The organism is Aurantimonas sp. Leaf443 (assembly GCF_001425575.1).
GTDB lineage: Bacteria > Pseudomonadota > Alphaproteobacteria > Rhizobiales > Rhizobiaceae > Leaf443.
Genome location: NZ_LMRD01000013.1, coordinates 109,583 through 126,760 on the forward strand (window position 1 = coordinate 109,583; position 17,178 = coordinate 126,760).

Annotated in this window: 17 protein-coding genes; 8 read left to right on the top strand and 9 right to left on the bottom strand. The window is 71.4% G+C overall.

Features of this window, described 5'->3' with window-relative positions:
• Positions 1 to 18 precede the first annotated feature (18 nt).
• From ftsY to ASG48_RS17620, 4 genes are all read left to right on the top strand, one after another.
• Complete coding sequence (gene ftsY, locus ASG48_RS18895; protein WP_055853035.1) at positions 19 to 1,680, top strand: signal recognition particle-docking protein FtsY; 1,662 nt, start codon at positions 19 to 21, stop codon at positions 1,678 to 1,680.
• Positions 1,681 to 1,716: 36 nt separating this feature from the next.
• A complete protein-coding gene (locus tag ASG48_RS17610; RefSeq protein WP_055853038.1) occupies positions 1,717 to 2,916 on the top strand; it encodes an alpha-hydroxy acid oxidase in 1,200 nt (399 codons plus the stop codon).
• Positions 2,917 to 3,040: 124 nt separating this feature from the next.
• On the top strand, positions 3,041 to 3,697 hold the full coding sequence (locus tag ASG48_RS17615; protein ID WP_055853041.1) for a septation protein A: 657 nt from the start codon (positions 3,041 to 3,043) through the stop codon (positions 3,695 to 3,697).
• Positions 3,698 to 3,779: 82 nt separating this feature from the next.
• Positions 3,780 to 4,562, top strand: a complete 783-nt coding sequence (locus tag ASG48_RS17620) for a tellurite resistance TerB family protein (RefSeq protein ID WP_055853044.1) — start codon at positions 3,780 to 3,782, stop codon at positions 4,560 to 4,562.
• Between the two features lie 187 nt (positions 4,563 to 4,749).
• On the opposite strand, the gene ASG48_RS17625 is transcribed toward ASG48_RS17620, so the two are convergent.
• The 7 genes from ASG48_RS17625 to ccmA all read right to left on the bottom strand — a co-directional run bounded on the left by ASG48_RS17625 (position 4,750) and on the right by ccmA (position 9,448).
• Complete coding sequence (locus tag ASG48_RS17625) at positions 4,750 to 5,313, bottom strand: NUDIX hydrolase (protein WP_055853047.1); 564 nt, start codon at positions 5,311 to 5,313, stop codon at positions 4,750 to 4,752.
• A gap of 100 nt (positions 5,314 to 5,413) precedes the next feature.
• Positions 5,414 to 6,031, bottom strand: a complete 618-nt coding sequence (locus ASG48_RS17630; RefSeq protein ID WP_055853049.1) for a DsbE family thiol:disulfide interchange protein — start codon at positions 6,029 to 6,031, stop codon at positions 5,414 to 5,416.
• Entirely contained in the window at positions 6,028 to 6,210 is a 183-nt protein-coding gene (gene ccmD / locus ASG48_RS17635; RefSeq protein WP_055853051.1) for a heme exporter protein CcmD, read from the bottom strand. The genes ASG48_RS17630 and ccmD overlap by 4 nt, the downstream gene beginning before the upstream one ends.
• 4 nt (positions 6,211 to 6,214) lie before the next feature.
• Positions 6,215 to 6,973: a heme ABC transporter permease gene (locus ASG48_RS17640; protein ID WP_055853054.1), complete on the bottom strand. Its 759-nt coding sequence runs from the start codon at positions 6,971 to 6,973 to the stop codon at positions 6,215 to 6,217.
• 121 nt (positions 6,974 to 7,094) lie between these two features.
• Positions 7,095 to 7,874: a trans-aconitate 2-methyltransferase gene (gene tam, locus ASG48_RS17645; protein WP_055853056.1), complete on the bottom strand. Its 780-nt coding sequence runs from the start codon at positions 7,872 to 7,874 to the stop codon at positions 7,095 to 7,097.
• A 144-nt stretch (positions 7,875 to 8,018) separates the two neighbouring features.
• Positions 8,019 to 8,678 (bottom strand): heme exporter protein CcmB, encoded by a 660-nt coding sequence (ccmB, locus tag ASG48_RS17650; RefSeq protein ID WP_055853059.1) that lies wholly within the window; start codon positions 8,676 to 8,678, stop codon positions 8,019 to 8,021.
• A complete protein-coding gene (gene ccmA / locus ASG48_RS17655) occupies positions 8,675 to 9,448 on the bottom strand; it encodes a heme ABC exporter ATP-binding protein CcmA (RefSeq protein ID WP_082529583.1) in 774 nt (257 codons plus the stop codon). The genes ccmB and ccmA overlap by 4 nt, the downstream gene beginning before the upstream one ends.
• A gap of 308 nt (positions 9,449 to 9,756) precedes the next feature.
• Here ccmA and acnA point away from each other — a divergent pair, with 308 nt between their 5' ends.
• From acnA to ASG48_RS17675, 4 genes are all read left to right on the top strand, one after another.
• A complete protein-coding gene (gene acnA, locus ASG48_RS17660) occupies positions 9,757 to 12,528 on the top strand; it encodes an aconitate hydratase AcnA (protein WP_055853064.1) in 2,772 nt (923 codons plus the stop codon).
• 190 nt (positions 12,529 to 12,718) lie between these two features.
• On the top strand, positions 12,719 to 13,525 hold the full coding sequence (locus tag ASG48_RS17665; RefSeq protein ID WP_055853066.1) for a DUF1223 domain-containing protein: 807 nt from the start codon (positions 12,719 to 12,721) through the stop codon (positions 13,523 to 13,525).
• Between the two features lie 156 nt (positions 13,526 to 13,681).
• Complete coding sequence (locus ASG48_RS17670; protein WP_055853070.1) at positions 13,682 to 14,062, top strand: DUF2794 domain-containing protein; 381 nt, start codon at positions 13,682 to 13,684, stop codon at positions 14,060 to 14,062.
• 214 nt (positions 14,063 to 14,276) lie between these two features.
• Positions 14,277 to 15,449 (top strand): HPP family protein, encoded by a 1,173-nt coding sequence (locus ASG48_RS17675; protein ID WP_055853074.1) that lies wholly within the window; start codon positions 14,277 to 14,279, stop codon positions 15,447 to 15,449.
• 59 nt (positions 15,450 to 15,508) lie between these two features.
• On the opposite strand, the gene ASG48_RS17680 is transcribed toward ASG48_RS17675, so the two are convergent.
• Both ASG48_RS17680 and ASG48_RS17685 read right to left on the bottom strand, forming a co-directional pair.
• The gene (locus ASG48_RS17680; protein WP_055853077.1) at positions 15,509 to 16,066 is read right to left on the bottom strand and encodes a GNAT family N-acetyltransferase; all 558 of its coding nucleotides are present in this window, start codon (positions 16,064 to 16,066) and stop codon (positions 15,509 to 15,511) included.
• Positions 16,067 to 16,261: 195 nt separating this feature from the next.
• Positions 16,262 to 17,038: a Bax inhibitor-1/YccA family protein gene (locus ASG48_RS17685; RefSeq protein ID WP_055853081.1), complete on the bottom strand. Its 777-nt coding sequence runs from the start codon at positions 17,036 to 17,038 to the stop codon at positions 16,262 to 16,264.
• Positions 17,039 to 17,178 lie beyond the last annotated feature (140 nt).

Sequence of the window (17,178 nt, forward strand, 5' to 3'; positions counted from 1 at the left end):
TGAACGATCGGACATCACATGGCTGAGCCCAAGGGCTTCTTCCGCCGCATCTTCTCCTTCGGAGCCCCGCCCGAGGAGTTCCGCGCCCGCGAGGCGGACCGCGCGCCCGAGACCGCCCCGCCGGCGGACAGGCCTGCGCCCACCCCCGTCGCGGCCGAGGAGACGCCGCCGGCCGCCGCCCTGCCGGAGCCGCGCTTCCCCGAGGCCGAGCCGCTCGGCGAGCGACCCGCCGCGCCGAAGCAGTCCGCCCCCGAGCCGTTCCCGCCCGAGCCGGACCGCCCGCCCGCCTCCGACGTCCCGCCCGTGACGCCGGCCGACCATCTCGTGGAGCCCGGCGCCGTGCCCGCCGAGGCCGAGGAGGACGACTTCTCCTGGCTCGACGCGCCCCTGCCGCCCGAGGAGATCGAGCCGGCCGCGCCCGCGCCGGACGGCCCGCTGCCCGAACTCGAGGACGGCACGCTCGCCGACCCGGCGCAGCCGCAGGCCGTACGCACGCCCGACGCCGTGCTCGACGAGACGCCCGACGTGCGGCCGGCACAGGCGGACGACCATCTCGGCGCGCCGAACGAGGTGCCGCTCGACGGCCACGACGGGGGCGACGACGAGGGCGCGGACTTCTCCTGGCTCGAGGCGCCGCTGCCGCCCGAGGAGGAGGACGAGACGCCCGCCGTCGGCGCGCCGGCCTTCGAGCCGGGCACCGGCATCGCCGTCTCGCGCGGCTTCGAGCTCGCCCCCGCCGCCGCCCCTGCCGCGCGCGTGCCCTTCTTCCAGCGCCTGCGGGAGGGCCTGTCGCGCTCCTCCGGCCAGCTCTCGGGCTCGATCACCTCGATCTTCGCCAAGCGCAAGCTCGACGAGGAGGTGCTGCAGGATTTCGAGGACGTGCTCATCAAGGCCGATCTCGGCGTCGAGACGGCGATGCGCATCACCGACCGCCTGTCCGACGGGCGCTTCGGCCGGGAGATCTCCGGCGCCGAGGTGCGGCGCATCCTGTCGGAGGAGGTGGAGAAGGCGCTCCTGCCCGTCGCCCTGCCGCTGGAGCTCGATCTCTCCAAGAAGCCGCATGTCATCCTCGTCGTCGGCGTGAACGGCACCGGCAAGACGACGACGATCGGCAAGCTGACGGCCAAGCTGACGCGCGCCGGGCTCAAGGTGACGCTGGGCGCGGGCGACACGTTCCGCGCCGCGGCCGTGGAGCAGCTGAAGATCTGGGGCGAGCGCACCGGCGCGCCGGTCGTCTCGCGCGCCATCGGCGCGGACGCGGCCGGCCTTGCCTACGACGCCTACGAGGCGGCGCTCGCCAACGGCTCGGACGTCCTCATCATCGACACGGCCGGCCGCCTGCAGAACAAGGCCGAGCTGATGGCCGAGCTGGAGAAGATCGTGCGCGTCCTGCAGAAGCGCGAGCCCGACGCGCCGCACACGGTGCTGCAGACGCTCGACGCCACGACCGGCCAGAACGCGCTCAGCCAGGTCGAGATCTTCCGCAACGTGGCCGGGGTCAACGGCCTCGTGATGACCAAGCTTGACGGCACGGCGCGCGGCGGCATCCTCGTGGCCATCGCGGCGAAGTTCCGCCTGCCGGTGTTCTTCATCGGCGTCGGCGAGGGCATCGACGACCTGGAGCCCTTCAAGGCGCGCGACTTCGCGCAGGCCATCGCGGGCTCGTCGCCCGACGCCTGACAGACGACCAAAACAGTTCGAGGAGGAAGTTCGCCGATGTCCCGTCCGATCACCACGATCGAGGATCTGCGCGTGATCGCCAAGCGACGCGTGCCCAAGATGTTCTACGACTACGCCGATTCCGGCTCCTGGACGGAGGGCACCTACCGCGCCAACGAGGCCGACTTCGCCGCCATCAAGCTGCGCCAGCGCGTGGCCGTGGACATGCGCGACCGCTCGCTGCGCACCGAGATGGCCGGCCAGTCCGTCTCCATGCCCGTGGCGCTCGCCCCCACCGGCCTCACCGGCATGCAGCATGCCGACGGCGAGATCCTCGCCGCCAGGGCGGCCGAGAAGGCGGGCGTGCCCTTCACGCTCTCCACCATGAGCATCTGCTCTCTGGAGGACGTGGCGGCCCATGTCACCAAGCCCTTCTGGTTCCAGCTCTACGTGATGCGCGACAAGGACTTCGTCTCCTCGCTCATCGCCCGCGCCAAGGCCGTCGGATGCTCGGCCCTGGTCCTGACCCTCGATCTCCAGATCCTCGGCCAGCGCCACAAGGACATCATCAACGGCATGTCCGCCCCGCCCAAGCTGACGGCGCGGAACATCCTGGACATGGCGATCCGCCCGCGCTGGGTGTCGGGCATCCTCGGCACGAAGCGGCGCACCTTCGGCAACATCGTCGGCCACGCCAAGAACGTCTCGGACCTCTCCTCGCTCTCCTCCTGGACGGCCGAGCAGTTCGACCCGGCGCTCTCCTGGGACGACGTGAAGCGCATCCGCGACGAATGGGGCGGCACCCTCATCCTGAAGGGCATCCTCGACCCCGAGGACGCGCGCCTGGCCGCCGAGAGCGGCGCCGATTCCATCATCGTCTCCAACCATGGCGGGCGCCAGCTCGACGGCGCCCTCTCCTCCATCGCGGCGCTGCCGGGCATCGTGGAGGCGGTCGGCGGCAAGATCGAGGTGCTGATGGACGGCGGCATCCGCTCCGGCCAGGATGTCCTGAAGGCACGGGCGCTCGGCGCGCGCGGCACGTTCATCGGCCGCGCCTTCCTCTACGGGCTGGGCGCCGACGGCGAGCGCGGGGTCACCCGCTGCCTCGACATCATCCGCAAGGAGCTCGACGTCACCATGGCGCTGTGCGGCCACCGCGACATCGAGAATGTCGGCCGCGAGATCCTCGTGCCCGGCACCTATCCGAGCCCCGCGCGCTCGGCCGAGCACCGCGCGATGGCGACGGCCGCCGGCTGAGGGCGAGGCGCCCCTGCCTTGAAAGCGCCCCCGCCCGCGTCGAAGACGGGCGGGGACAGGAGACGACCGAGGCGGGCCCCGCGAGGGCGGCGGCCCGGCCCGGCCCACAACGCGAGAACCTGCCATGTCCGACCGCATCATCGAGCGCCCGCCCAACGCGCCGGGCCGCCCGGAGATCAACCCGCTCCTGAAGTTCGTGCTCGAACTCGGGCCGCTCCTGGTCTTCTTCTTCGCCAATTCGCGCGGCGGCCAGCTCGCCGACAGCTTCCCCGTCCTGCACGATCTGGGCGGCCCGCTCTTCGTGGCCACCGCCCTCTTCATGGCGGCCATGGCGATCTCGCTCGCCGTCTCCTGGGCGATCACCCGAACCCTGCCCGTCATGCCGCTCGTCTCGGGCGCCGTCGTCCTCGTCTTCGGCACGCTGACGCTCTGGCTGCAGGACGAGACCTTCATCAAGATGAAGCCGACCATCGTGAACGGCCTCTTCGCCGCCGTCCTCCTCGGCGGGCTCGCCTTCGGCAGGCCGCTGCTCGGCTACGTCTTCGACCAGGCCTTCAAGCTCGACACCGAGGGCTGGCGCAAGCTCACCTTCCGCTGGGGCCTGTTCTTCGTCTTCCTGGCCGTCCTCAACGAGGTCGTCTGGCGCAGCGTCTCGACCGACGCCTGGGTCGCCTTCAAGGTATGGGGCACGATGCCCATCACCATCGCCTTCATGGCGCTGCAGATTCCGCTGATCAAGCGCCATTCGCTGGAGGCGCCCAAGGCCGGATCCGGCGCCTGAAAGCGCGCCCGGCGCCTTGCGCCGGACCGTGCGCGCCCCCAGATCCGCCCCATCTTCGAACGGTGACAAGGATCGCGGCGCCATGGACGTGCAGAAGCTTCTCGGACAGTTCCTCGGCTCGCAGGGCGGAAGTCTCGGCCAGCTCGGCAATCTCGCCCGGGGCGGTGCGCGGCCGGGACAGGCGGGCGCCCCCGGCGGCTCGATCGTCGACCAGCTCGGCGGCCTGATGCGCGGCCCAGCCGGCGGCGCGATCGGCGGCGTCCTCACCAGCGGCCTCGCCTCGCAGCTCTTCCGCAGCAAGGGCATCGGCAAGATGGGCGGCTCGGCGCTGAAGCTCGGGGGCGCTGCCATCGTGGCGGGCCTCGCCTACAAGGCCTACCAGGCCTATCAGGCCAACAACGCCGCCGCACCCGCCCTGCCGGGCGCGGCCCCCGTTCCCGCCCTCGGCGCCGCCCCCCGCGACACGTTGCCGGCCGCCGCCGGCACCGCCTTCCTGCCGCAGGGCGAGGAGGATTCGCGCGCCCGCCTCATGCTCTCGGCCATGATCGCCGCCGCCAAGGCCGACGGCTATATCGACGCGCGCGAGGAGGAGGCGATCTTCGGCCGCATCGAGGAACTCGGCCTCGACGCCGAGGAGAAGGGCTTCCTCATGGACGAGATGCGCCGCCCCATGAGCGTCGACCAGCTCGCCGCCAAGGCCCGCAGCCCCGAGATCGCCATGGAGATCTACACCGCGTCGGTCCTGGCCGTCGACATCGACCACCCGGCCGAGCGCGCCTATCTCGACCTCCTCGGCGCCCGCCTGAACCTGCCCGCCGAACTCACCGCCGAGATCCGCCGCACCGCGGACGAAGCGCAGGCGTAAGAAGCGCGACGGCCAAGCTGCGCCCCTTCTCCCGCCCCGGGAGAAGGGGCCGGCAGCCGGATGAGGGACGGTCGCGCCTGATGTGGCGCGTGCCGACACCGCGGACCGGCGCCGCGCCCGTCCCCGGCGTCCCGCATCCCCCTGCCCGGACCGTCTCCCCGAGGGGAAGAGGGCGCGGCTCGGCCCTTCAGAACTCTCCGACCGGCAAAGCCCGTCCGTCCGGCATCCTATCGCCCACCGCCCCGTCGGGATTGGCGAAAGGCACGGGCGGAGCGCCGGCCTCGGCCTGCGCGTCGTGGCCGAGCGCCCAGTGCACGGACGGGAAGGCCAGCGCCTCGTGCGGGATCTCGTCCGGCGAAAAGAGGCGCACCTCCAGGCTTTCGGGGCCCGGCGCGACATGGGGGCCGGCAAGGCTCGCGCGATAGATCAGCTGCACCTGGCTGATGCGCGGCACGGCATAGACGGCCAGGAGCCGCTCGATCACGAGATCTGCCTCGGCCTCCTCGCGCGCCTCGCGCCGCGCCCCCTCCTCCGGCGTCTCGCCGAGCTCCATGTAGCCGGCGGGGATCGTCCAGAAGCCGCGACGCGGCTCGATGGCGCGCCGGCACAGGAGGATGCGGCCCTCGTGCCGCACGACCGAGCCGACCACGATCTTCGGGTTCTCGTAGGCGACGAAGCCGCAATGGTCGCAGGCACGCCGCTCCAGCGTGTCGCCTTCGGGGATGCGCAGGGAAAAGGACGGTTCTGTCATGCCGGGATGAGATGGGAGGCGCGGCGGCGACGGGAATGGTCGCCCCGCGAAAGCGTGAACGCCCCGCCGCCAGGGCCCTCATCCGGCACCCTTGCCGGCCTCAGCTCGTCGGCGCCCGGCCCCCGCCCGCCAGCGCCCTTTCCAGCGCCGGCAGGAGGCCGGTGCGGATGCTCTCGGGCGTGAAGGGCCCGGTCTGCTTGTAGAGGATCTGCCCGTCGCCGGAGACGAGGAAGCTCTCGGGCACGCCATAGACGCCCCAGTCGATCGTCGCCGAACCCTTCGGGTCGGTGCCGATGGCGGCATAGGGATTGCCGAGCGAGGCGAGGAAGCCGAGCGCGTTCTCCGGCTTGTCCTTGTAGTTGATGCCGACGAGGTCGAAGCGCCGGTCGCGCGAGAGCTGGAGGAGCAGCGGATGCTCCTCGCGGCAGGGCGCGCACCAGGAGGCGAAGACGTTGACGAGCACCGGCCGGCCGCCGCGCGGCGCCGTGAGGTCGAGGCCGGGCACGGCGCCGCCGCCGGCGAGCGTCGCACCCTCCAGCGCCGGCAGGCGCGTCTGCGGGGCGGCCTTGCCGATGAGGACGGAGGGGATTTCCTGCGGATCGCGCCCGGCGACGAGCTGGACCAGGAACAGGCCGGACAGGCCGACGAAGAGAAGGAGCGGCAGATAGGCGAGCCGGCTGCGGCGCCGCGCCGGCACGGGCGTCTCCGGCCCGCTCATCGCGGCGCGTCCGCGTTCGCCGGGCCCGCCGAGCGGCGGCGCACGCCGCCCGCCTCCAGCGCTGCCAGCGCCCGGCGCTGGGCGCGCGCGTCGAGAAAGATCCAGGCGCCGAGCGCCAGGATGGCGAACGCCGAAAGGACGTAGGCGGCGGCGACGAAGGCGAGATAGTCCGGCTGCATCGGCTCAACCCTCGACGCGGCGCGCGGCGAGCCGCGACAGGGCGGCGACACGGCGCCGCAGGATCTCGCTGCGCATGGCGGTGAGGTGCAGCGCGAAGAAGAGCAGGGTGAAGCCGAGCGCGCTGAGGAGCAGCGGCAGGAGATAGGTCGCCGGCATCGACGGACCGCCCGCCCGCAGGACGCTCGCCGGCTGGTGCAGCGTGCTCCACCAGTCGACCGAGAACTTGATGATGGGAATGTTGACGAAGCCGACGAGGACGAGGATGGCCGCCGGCCGCGCCGCCTTGCCCGGCTCCTCCAGCGCGCGCGTCAGCGCGATGAGGCCGAGATACATGAGGAAGAGCACGAAGACCGAGGTCAGCCGCGCGTCCCAGATCCACCACGTGCCCCACATCGGCCGGCCCCAGACCGAGCCGGTGAGGAGCGCCAGGAAGGTGAAGACCGCCCCGATGGGCGCGGCCGCCTTCACCGAGACGTCGGCGAGCGGATGGCGCCAGACGAGGGTTCCGAGCGCCGAGAGGCTCATCACCGTCCAGACCATCATCGACAGCCAGGCGAAGGGCACGTGGATGAACATGATCTTCACCGTCGCGCCCTGCTGGTAGTCCGGCGGGGCGGCGAGCCCGAGCGCCAGGCCGACGCCGAGAAGGGCGAAGGCGGCGGCGTAGATCCACGGCTGCGCCCGGCCCGACAGCGCGAGGAACCGCGTCGGATTGGCGAGGAGGGTGAAGCGCGACGGCTTCTGGACGGAAACGTCTGTCATGGCGCCAGTTTAGAAGGTCTCCGGCGCCGCGGCAAACCGGACGGGCCTCACGTCTTCGCCAGACCCGGATCGGCGCGTCCGCGCAAGGCGGACCGGCGTCCCCGCCTCGCCTGGACGGGCTTCAGGCGCGAGACCGGCGCGCGACGAGGAAGAGGCGCGGGAAGGCGAGGAGGACCTTGCCGCCATGGCGCTGCCGATAGGCTTTCGCCACGCGCGCCTCGTAGGCGGCGAGGAAGGGCGCGTGCAGCGCCGGCGGCAGCGGGCCGAGAAAGGCGCGAAGACCCGTCGCGCGCAGCCAGTCGACGATGGCCGGCGCCCCGTCGAGGACATGGTGATAGGTCGTGCGCCAGAGGTCGACATGGTCGCACAGGGGTGCCAGGAGGTCGTAATAGGCCTCGGCCGAGAGGATCGGCATGCGCACCGCCTCCGCGTCGCCCAGATGGGCCGCGAAGGGCGCCTCGGCCGCCGTCTCGCGCATGGCGCGGTGCGAGGCCTCGCCGAGATTGTCCGGCATCTGCACGGCGAGGACGCCGCCGGGCGCGAGCCGGCCCATCAGCGCGGGGAAGAGGCGCGCGTGGTCCGGCACCCATTGCAGCACGGCATTGGCGAAGAGAAGGTCCGGCGCCGGCCGCGGATCGAAGGTCGAGACGTCGCCTTCCTCGAAGCGCAAGGCCGGCAGGCGCCTTGCGGCGGCGGCCAGCATGTCCGGCGAGGTGTCGAGGCCGAGAATGTCGGCCGCGGGAAAGCGCGCGGCGACAAGCGCCGTCGAGTTGCCCGGCCCGCAGCCGAGGTCGACGGCGTGCCGGCACGTGTCCAGCGGCACGCGGGCGAGGAGTTCGGCCGCGGGCCGCGTGCGCTCGGCCTCGAAGCGCGTGTAGAGCGCGGCGTCCCAGTCGGCCATGGCTCACGGTCTCCCCTCGTTCGCGAGGTCGAAGATGGGGCCGCGCGCCGGCCGGGCGAGGGGCGCAGTCCCCCGCGCGGCCATGGAGCGTCGTCCGGCACCGCATGACGGGACCCGAATCGTCGCTTCACGGGCGGGCCGGTCTCAGTCCGCGCCAGCCTTCAGCGCCGCGCCGGCCGCGAGCGGCCCCAGCACGCCGAAGAAGAGGGTGAGCGCGCACAGGACGAGGAAGGGCGCCAGGAACGGGTCGGGATCGTTCACCGCGCCGTAGGTGGCGAGCACGCCGAAGATCAGGATCGGGATCGCCAGGGGCAGGACGAGAACCGAGACGAGGAGCCCGCCGCGCGGCAGCGCCACGGCGACGGCCGCGCCCATCGCCCCGATCAGCGTGATCGCCGGCGTGCCCGCCAGGAGCGTCAGCGTCACCGCGCCGATCGCCTGCGGCGAGAGCGCCAGAACGAGGCCGAGCAGCGGGGCGGCCAGCACCAGCGGCAGGCCGGCCGCGGCCCAATGCGCGAGGCATTTGGCCAGCACCACCAGCGGCAGCGGCAGAGGCCCGGCCACGAGAAGGTCGAGCGTGCCGTCGTCCCGATCGGCCTGGAAGAGCCGGTCGAGCGTCAGGAGCGCGGAGAGCAGCGCGCCGATCCACAGGATCGCCGGGCCGATGCGCGAGAGGAGGTTGAGGTCCGGGCCGATGGCGAAGGGCACGGTGGCCACGACCGCGAGGAAGAAGATGACGCCCGTCGCCGCCCCGCCGCCGCCGGCGAGCGCCAGACGCAGGTCGCGCCGGAAAAGCGCGATCACAGCCAGCCCTCGGCGGCGACGAGCGCCGCGTCGCTCTCATGCGGCCCGTCCTCCCCCGTCCCGCGTCCCCGGGGCTCGTCGCCGCCGGCGCCGCCCGCCAGATGCAGGTCGCGCGCGGTCTCGAGCCCGAGCGGCTGGTGCGTCGCGGCGACGACGATGCCGCCACGGTCCAGATGGTCGGCGAGGAGGCCCGCGAAGCGCGCCTGCGAGCCCGCGTCCAGCGCCGCCGTCGGCTCGTCGAGGATCCAGACCGGGCGCGGGGCGACGAGAAGGCGGGCGAGCGCGGCGCGGCGCTGTTGGCCGGCCGAGAGCGACCCGTGCGCGAGAGGCGCAAGTCCGGGCAGGCCGAGCGCCTCCAGCGCGGATTCGGGCGTCGGCGCGCCCTCTCCGCGCGCGCCGAGCATCCTCTGCCAGAACAGGAGATTGGACCGCACGCTGTCGCCGGGCTTCATCGCGTTGCGGTGGCCGACATAATGGGCCGCGTCCGCGAGGCGGACCGCCGGCTCGCCGTCGGGCGCGAGCGCGCCCTCCACGCGGCAGCGCCCTTGCAGCGGCGGCAGGAGGCCGGCCAGCGTGCGCAGGAAGGTCGACTTGCCCGCCCCGTTCTCGCCGGTCACGACCAGCGCCTCGCCGGGCAGGAGCACGAAGGATTGCGGCGCCACGATGCGCACCGCGCCGCGCCCGGCCGCAAGACCCTCGGCCAGGACGCGAAGGTGGGGAGGGAAGCGGCCGCCGGCATCCGAGGCGCCGCCCCGCCCCGCCTCCCCCATCGATTTCGACTTCGTCAACGATCCCGTCCGCTTTCCAACGCGCTCGGCTCCCGCACTGCGAGAATTTCCGCTTCGCACCCGGCCACGCCCTTTATAGGCGTTACAAACTTCCCTATAAGGGCGCCAGCCATGCCAGCGGCCGGCGTGGACGTGTTTCAGAGCCGATCTCATGGATCCAGCAGGGCACCTCGCGGATCCAGGGGCGGACAAGCGGAAATGGTCGTACCCGCATCTTCGAGCGCATTTCCGCTGCGCTCAAGTCGTTCGCCCTTCGGACTTCAGCTTGGTTCGGGAAGGAACGATCTCCAGTGTCTCACGCACTCGACAGCTTCAACTGCCGCCGCACGCTTGAAGCGGCCGGCAAGTCCTATGTCTATTACGATCTGAAGGAGGCCGAGAAGAACGGCCTCGAGGGCGCCTCGCGCCTGCCCTTCTCGATGAAGGTGATCCTCGAGAACCTCCTGCGCAACGAAGACGGCCGCACCGTGAAGGCGGACGACATCCGCGCCGTGGTGAAGTGGCTCGACGACAAGGGTTCGGCCGGCCACGAGATCGCCTACCGCCCGGCCCGCGTCCTCATGCAGGACTTCACGGGCGTGCCGGCGGTCGTCGACCTCGCCGCCATGCGCGACGCGACCGCCAGCCTCGGCGCCGACCCCAAGAAGGTGAACCCGCTCGTTCCCGTCGACCTCGTCATCGACCACTCGGTCATGGTCGACTTCTTCGGTCAGGCCGATTCGTTCAAGAAGAACGTCGACGTCGAATACGACCGCAACGGCGAGCGCTACACGTTCCTGCGCTGGGGCTCGGAAGCCTTCCAGAACTTCCGCGTCGTGCCCCCCGGCACCGGCATCTGCCATCAGGTGAATCTCGAATATCTCGCCCAGACCGTCTGGACGAAGGACGAGGACGGCGAGACGATCGCCTATCCGGACACGCTGGTGGGCACCGACAGCCACACGACGATGGTCAACGGCCTCTCCGTGCTCGGCTGGGGCGTCGGCGGCATCGAGGCCGAGGCGGCCATGCTCGGCCAGCCCGTCTCCATGCTGATCCCGGAGGTCATCGGCTTCCGCCTCGAGGGCAAGCTGCCCGAGGGAACGACGGCCACCGACCTCGTCCTCACCGTCACCGAGATGCTGCGCAAGAAGAAGGTCGTCGGCAAGTTCGTCGAGTTCTTCGGCCCCGGCCTGTCGAACCTCACCCTCGAGGACCAGGCGACCATCGCCAACATGGCCCCCGAATACGGCGCGACCTGCGGCTTCTTCCCCGTCGACAAGGACACGATCGGCTATCTGGAGGCCACCGGCCGCGCCAAGGACCGCATCGCGCTCGTCGAGGCCTATTCCAAGGCGCAGGGCATGTGGCGCGAGGACGGCGCCGCCGACCCGGTCTTCACCGACACGCTGAGCCTCGACCTCTCCACCGTCGTCCCCTCGCTCGCCGGCCCCAAGCGCCCGCAGGACCGCGTCGCGCTGACCGACGCGGCCGCCGCCTTCGCCAAGGCCCTGCCCGAGCTCCAGGGCGGGCGCAAGAAGAACACCGTCGCCACCTCCGAGGGCGACGGCCGCTTCATGGAGGAAGGCGCGGCCCAGGCCGGCCAGACGCCCGAGACCTCGCCCGGCCCCCAGCGCCACGACGTGGAGGGCGCGAGCCACGGCATCTCCGACGGTGACGTCGTCATCGCCGCCATCACCTCCTGCACCAACACGTCCAACCCGAACGTGCTGGTGGCCGCCGGCCTCGTCGCCCGCAAGGCGCACGCGCTCGGCCTCACCGTGAAGCCCTGGGTGAAGACCTCGCTCGCCCCCGGCAGCCAGGTCGTGACCGAATATCTCGAGAAGGCCGGCCTCCAGACCGATCTCGACGCGATGGGCTTCAACCTCGTCGGCTACGGCTGCACGACCTGCATCGGCAATTCGGGCCCGCTGCCCGAGGCCATCTCCGAGGCGATCAACAAGAACGACCTCGTGGCCTGCTCGGTGCTCTCGGGCAACCGCAACTTCGAGGGCCGCGTCAATCCGGACGTGCGGGCGAACTACCTCGCCTCCCCGCCGCTCGTCGTCGCCTATGCCATCGCCGGCTCGATGTTCGTCGACATCACCAAGGACCCGCTCGGCCAGGACAAGAACGGCCGCGACGTCTTCCTGAAGGACATCTGGCCGACGACGCAGGAAGTCTCGGAGATCGTGCGCCGCACGGTGACGCGCGACCTCTTCGAGAGCCGCTACTCCGACGTCTTCAAGGGCGACCCGCACTGGCAGAAGATCGCCGTCTCCGGCGGCCTCACCTACGACTGGGACGACCGCTCGACCTACGTGCAGAACCCGCCCTATTTCGAGGGCATGACGATGACGCCGGAAGCCGTCACCGACATCCACGGCGCGCGCATCCTGTCGCTCTTTCTCGATTCGATCACCACCGACCACATCTCGCCGGCGGGTTCGATCAAGGCCAACGGCCCGGCGGGCGACTATCTCGTCAGCCATCAGGTGCGCCCCGTGGACTTCAACTCCTACGGCGCGCGTCGCGGCAATCACGAGGTCATGATGCGCGGCACCTTCGCCAACATCCGCATCAAGAACCAGATGGTGCCCGGCATCGAGGGCGGCGTCACCAAGCACTACCCGTCCGGCGAGCAGCTGCCGATCTACGACGCGGCGATGAAGTACAAGGACGAGGGCGTGCCGCTCGTCGTCTTCGCCGGCAAGGAATACGGCACCGGCTCCTCGCGCGACTGGGCGGCCAAGGGCACCGTGCTGCTCGGCGTGCGCGCCGTGATCGCGGAGAGCTTCGAGCGCATCCACCGCTCCAATCTCGTGGGCATGGGCGTCGTGCCCTTCGTCTTCGCCGAGGACGGCACGAGCTGGCAGACGCTCGGCCTGAAGGGCGACGAGAAGGTCACGATCGAGGGTCTGACGGAGGTGAAGCCCCGCCAGATCATGGAGGCCCGGATCGAGAAGGCCGACGGCTCGACCGCCACGGTCAAGCTCCTGTGCCGCATCGATACGCTGGACGAGCTGGAATATTTCCGCAACGGCGGCATCCTGCACTACGTGCTGCGCCAGCTCGCCGCCTGACCAAGGCCCAACCCCGCGGCCGGACGCCCGTCCGGCCGCGGGACTCCGTTCCACGCCCGTGGCCCGACCGAAGGGTCACCGCCAATTGACTGGCCGGTGTCCCCCCGCATGCCTACCTTCCCGCGATGACCCTCGCTCCCGCGCCTGCCTCGAAGACCTCCCGCCGCCGAGCGTTTCGCCGGGCGGACCGGTGAGGCGCGCCGGGCCGACACGCAGCGGGACGGCGGCCGCCGGCACGGCCGCCCTGCGCATGCTCCTCCTCGCGGCGAGCCTTTCGACGATCGCCCCGCAGGCCCGCGCCGAGCCGCCGAAGGCGAGGCCCGTAACCAGCGTCGTCGAGCTCTTCACCAGCCAGGGCTGCGTCTCCTGCCCGCCCGCCGACCGCCTCTTCGCCAAGCTCGCGGACGAGCCCGGCATTCTCGCCCTCGCCTATCACGTCGACTACTGGGACTATATCGGCTGGCGCGACACCTACGGCTCGCGCGAGAACACCGACCGCCAGCGCGGCTATTCCCGCACCTTCGACAATGCCGCCATCTACACGCCGCAGGCCGTCGTCAACGGCCGGCGGGAGGTCGTGGGCTCGCACGAGAGCGAGCTGCGCCGGGCGATCGCCGCCGCCCCTCTCGATCCCGGCCGCGCCCGGATCGATCTCACCCTCGTCGGCGACAAGCTGCATATCGAGGCGGACGCACCGGGCTCGGCCGGCGGGCCCGCGCCCGTCCTCATGCTCGTCACCTTCGACGACCGGCGCGAGGTCGCGATCAATCGCGGCGAGAACCGCGACCGCACCACGGTCAACGTCCATGCCGTGCACGACTGGCGCATCCTCGGCCAATGGTCGGGCGAGCCGCTGGAGGTCGACATCCCCGTCTCCATGGTCGAGTTCCCCGGCAAGGGCCGGGTCGGCACGGCGGCGATCCTGCAGGTCGTGACCGAGAAGGGCACGCCCGGACCGATCCTCGCCGCGACCTATCTCGAATGGGACCGGCAGTAGCCGCATCCGCCCCGTTCCGACGCGCGCTCGCCCCGCCTTGCGCCGCCCCGCTCCAAGCCCCGTTCCAGCTTGCCCGCGAAACCCTCTTGCCGGCGGGGCGTTTCGTGACATCCTGATGAAGGCGGTGGCGCGGCCACGAGGCAAGGAGAGAGCTGCATGGGGTTCGGCGATTTCGCGGGTGTCGGCGAGGCGGACGGCAATCTCCTTTCCTTTCCCGATCCTCGGCGAACGCTTCCCTTCGTGTCCTTCGACCGGCGCGAACTGTCGGAGATCCTCAGGGTCTATGGGCGCATGGTGGCGGCCGGCGAATGGCGCGACTATGCGATCGACACGCTGAAGGAGCGTGCCGTCTTCTCCGTCTTCCGCCGCACGTCCGAGATGCCGCTCTACCGTATCGAGAAGGACCCGCGGCTCGCCCGCAAGCAGGGCGCCTACAGCGTCGTGGCCGCCGGCGGCCTCATCATGAAACGCGGGCCCGACCTGTCCCAGGTGCTGAAGGTCTTCGACCGGCTCCTGAAGGACGACGCGCGCAGCTGACGGTCCGAGCGCTCCCGCGGCGCCGCCGACAGCTCCTGGCAGACGGCCCGCGCTCGTGCCCAACCGCGACGAGCCACGTGGCGCTTCCCGCCGAGCCGGACGGCATGGCGCGCCTTTTCGCCTCCGCCGCCAAACTCCCTCGAACCGCGCGGATTGCCACGGCGCGCACGGCTCGCGTATCAGGGCGCTCCCGCCCCGGCCGCAGAGGACGCCGATGCCCTTCGCCCGCTTCGTGCCGCAGCTCATGCCGATCAGCGGGCGCGAGCGGCTCCGCTCCGCGCTCGGCGCCTTCCTCGGCATCCTCGGCACCTATCTCCTGAGCCGCATGGCGCTCGGCGAGGTCTCCGCGCTGCCCGTCCTCGTCGCGCCGATGGGCGCCTCGGCGGTGCTTCTCTTCGCCGTGCCCGCGAGCCCGCTGGCGCAGCCCTGGTCAATCCTCGGCGGCAATCTCGTGGCGAGCCTCGTCGGGGTGACGGCCGCGCGCCTGGTCGGCGACCCGGCGCTGGCCGCGGCGCTCGCCGTCTCGATCGCCATCGCGCTGATGACGGCCCTGCGCTGCCTGCACCCGCCGAGCGGCGCCGTGGCGCTCACCGCCGTCCTCGGCGGGCCGGCGATCACGGGGCTCGGCTACGGCTTCGTGCTCTGGCCCATCGCGGCGAACTCGATCCTTCTCCTGGCGACCGCGCTCCTCTTCAACAACCTCGCCGGCCGACCCTATCCGCCGCATCGCGCGCCGGCGGCCCCCTCGGGCGGGCGGACTGCGGAGACGGCGCCGCGCCTCGGCTTCACCGCGGACGATCTCGACGCGGCGATGCGCGATTTCGACCGGCTCCTCGAGATCGACCGCGGCGATCTCGAGACCATCCTGCGGCGCGCCGAACTCAACGCGCTCGGCCGGCGCTCCGGCCCGCTCACCTGCGCCGACATCATGGTGCGCGACGTCGTGGCGATCGACCCGGAGGCCTCGCTGAAGGAGGCGCTGACGCTCCTGCGCCGGCACCATATCAAGGCCCTGCCGGTCACCGACGAGCGCGCGCGCGTCCTCGGCATCGTCACGCAGACCGATCTTCTCGACAAGGCGCAGTGGAGCCGCGGCGCCCCGCGCCTCGGCTTCTCCACCCGCCTTCGCCTGTCGCTCGCCCGCGGCCGCGCCCCGCGCGCCTGCGTCGACGACATCATGACGAGCCCCGTGCGCACCGCCGCGCCCCACATGCCCATCGGCGACCTCGTGCCGCTGATGATGGGAACGGGCCTCCACCACCTGCCGGTCGTGGAGACGGACGGGCGCCTGGCGGGCATGGTGGCGCTCAGCGACCTCTTCGTGGCCATGCTCTCGCAGCGCCCGCGGGAGCCGCACGAGACGCGGCCCGAACGCGCGCCGGCCTGACCGGGGGCGCCGGGTTCGGAGCGCGCCGCGCCGCGCCCCGACCGGCACCGACGGGGTCCTCAGTTCATCGTGCCGGGATAGGCGTCCTCGTCGGGCAGGCTGGCGCCGCCGGCGCCCAGCGGCATCTGCATCAGAACCGTGTCGATCCAGCGCCCGAACTTGAAGCCGGAGGCTTCGAAGACGCCGATCGTGCGGAAGCCGCAGCGCTCGTGCAGCCTGATCGAGGGCGCGTGGTCGGAGCCGCCGATGACGGCGATCATCTGGCGGAAGCCCGCCTCCTGGCAGAGTTCCAGAAGCCGCTGGAGAAGCCGCCGGCCGACCCCCTGCCCCTTGGCGGCCGGGGCGATATAGACCGAATCCTCCACGCTCCAGCGATAGGCCGGGCGCGTGCGGAAGGCATTGGCATAGGCATAGCCGAGGATCGCGCCGTGATGGTCCTCGGCGACGATGTAAGGGTAGCCCTTGGCCGTGATCGCGGCCATGCGCGCGCCCATCTCCGCCTCGTCCGGCGGCACGGTCTCGAAGGTGGCGGTGCCGTTGAGGACGGCGTCGGCATAGATGCGGGTGATGGCGGGGAGGTCGTCGGGCGTGGCCGGGCGCAGGACGATGGCGCTCATGATGATCCGTCTCGGGCGTCGGCGCGCGGCCGCAGGGCCGCGATCGCCGGGACCGGCGCGATGGATTCGCGCCGCGCTCCGAACTTAGAGCATCGCACGACAAATGGGACCCGGTTCCGCCGGTCGCCCCCCCGAACGCGAACGGGGCGGCCTTCCGGCCGCCCCGTCGAACCCGTTCCGGTCGTGACCGCCCGCTTACGAGTTGCGGTTCCCGAAGAGCTGCAGGATGAACATGAACATGTTGATGAAGTCGAGATAGAGCGTCAGCGCGCCCATGATGGCCTTGCGGCCGGCGACGAGCTGGCCGTCGCCCTCGAAATACATCTCCTTGATGCGCTGCGTGTCGTAGGCGGTGAGGCCGGCGAAGACGAGGACGCCGATCACGGAGATGGCGAAGGTGAGCGCCGGCGAGGCGAGGAAGATGTTCACCACCATCGCGATCAGGATGCCGATCACGCCCATGAACAGGAACGATCCCCAGCCGGAAATGTCGCGCTTGGTCGTGTAGCCGAAGAGCGACAGCGCGCCGAAGGAGGCCGCCGTGATGAAGAAGACCTGGGTGATCGATTCCTGCGTGAAGACGAGGAAGATCGTCGAGAGCGACAGGCCGACAAGGGCGGCATAGCCCCAGAAGGTGGCCTGCGCCGCGCCGACGCTCATCTTGTGGACGCGGAAGGACAGGAAGAACACGGCGGCGAGCGGGGCCAGCATCAGCACCCAGCGCAGCGGCGAGGTGTAGATCGCAGCGCCCAGCTGCGTGATGTAGGTGCCGTTCAGCTGCCCGACCGCGAGCGAGGGATCGCTCGTGGTGGCGGCGGCGAAGAGGCCGTAGGCGGCAAGGCCGGTGATGACGAGACCCGCCGCCATCAGGTTGTAGACCTTGAGCATGTAGGCGCGCAGGCCGACGTCGATGTCGGCTCTCGTGCCGGCGGCGGGCACGGTGCGGATGCCCGGTGTCCGGTAGTCAGCCATGAGGAAGCTCCCTTTTCTGCGTGTCCCGTCCGGTGCCCGCGGCGGCGCCGCCCTGCGGCGGCCTCGCGCGAAGAGATCCCAGCTGGCGGGACGCCCAGCGATCTTGGGAGATAATATGCGGCGCGCCCCGCCAGTCCACA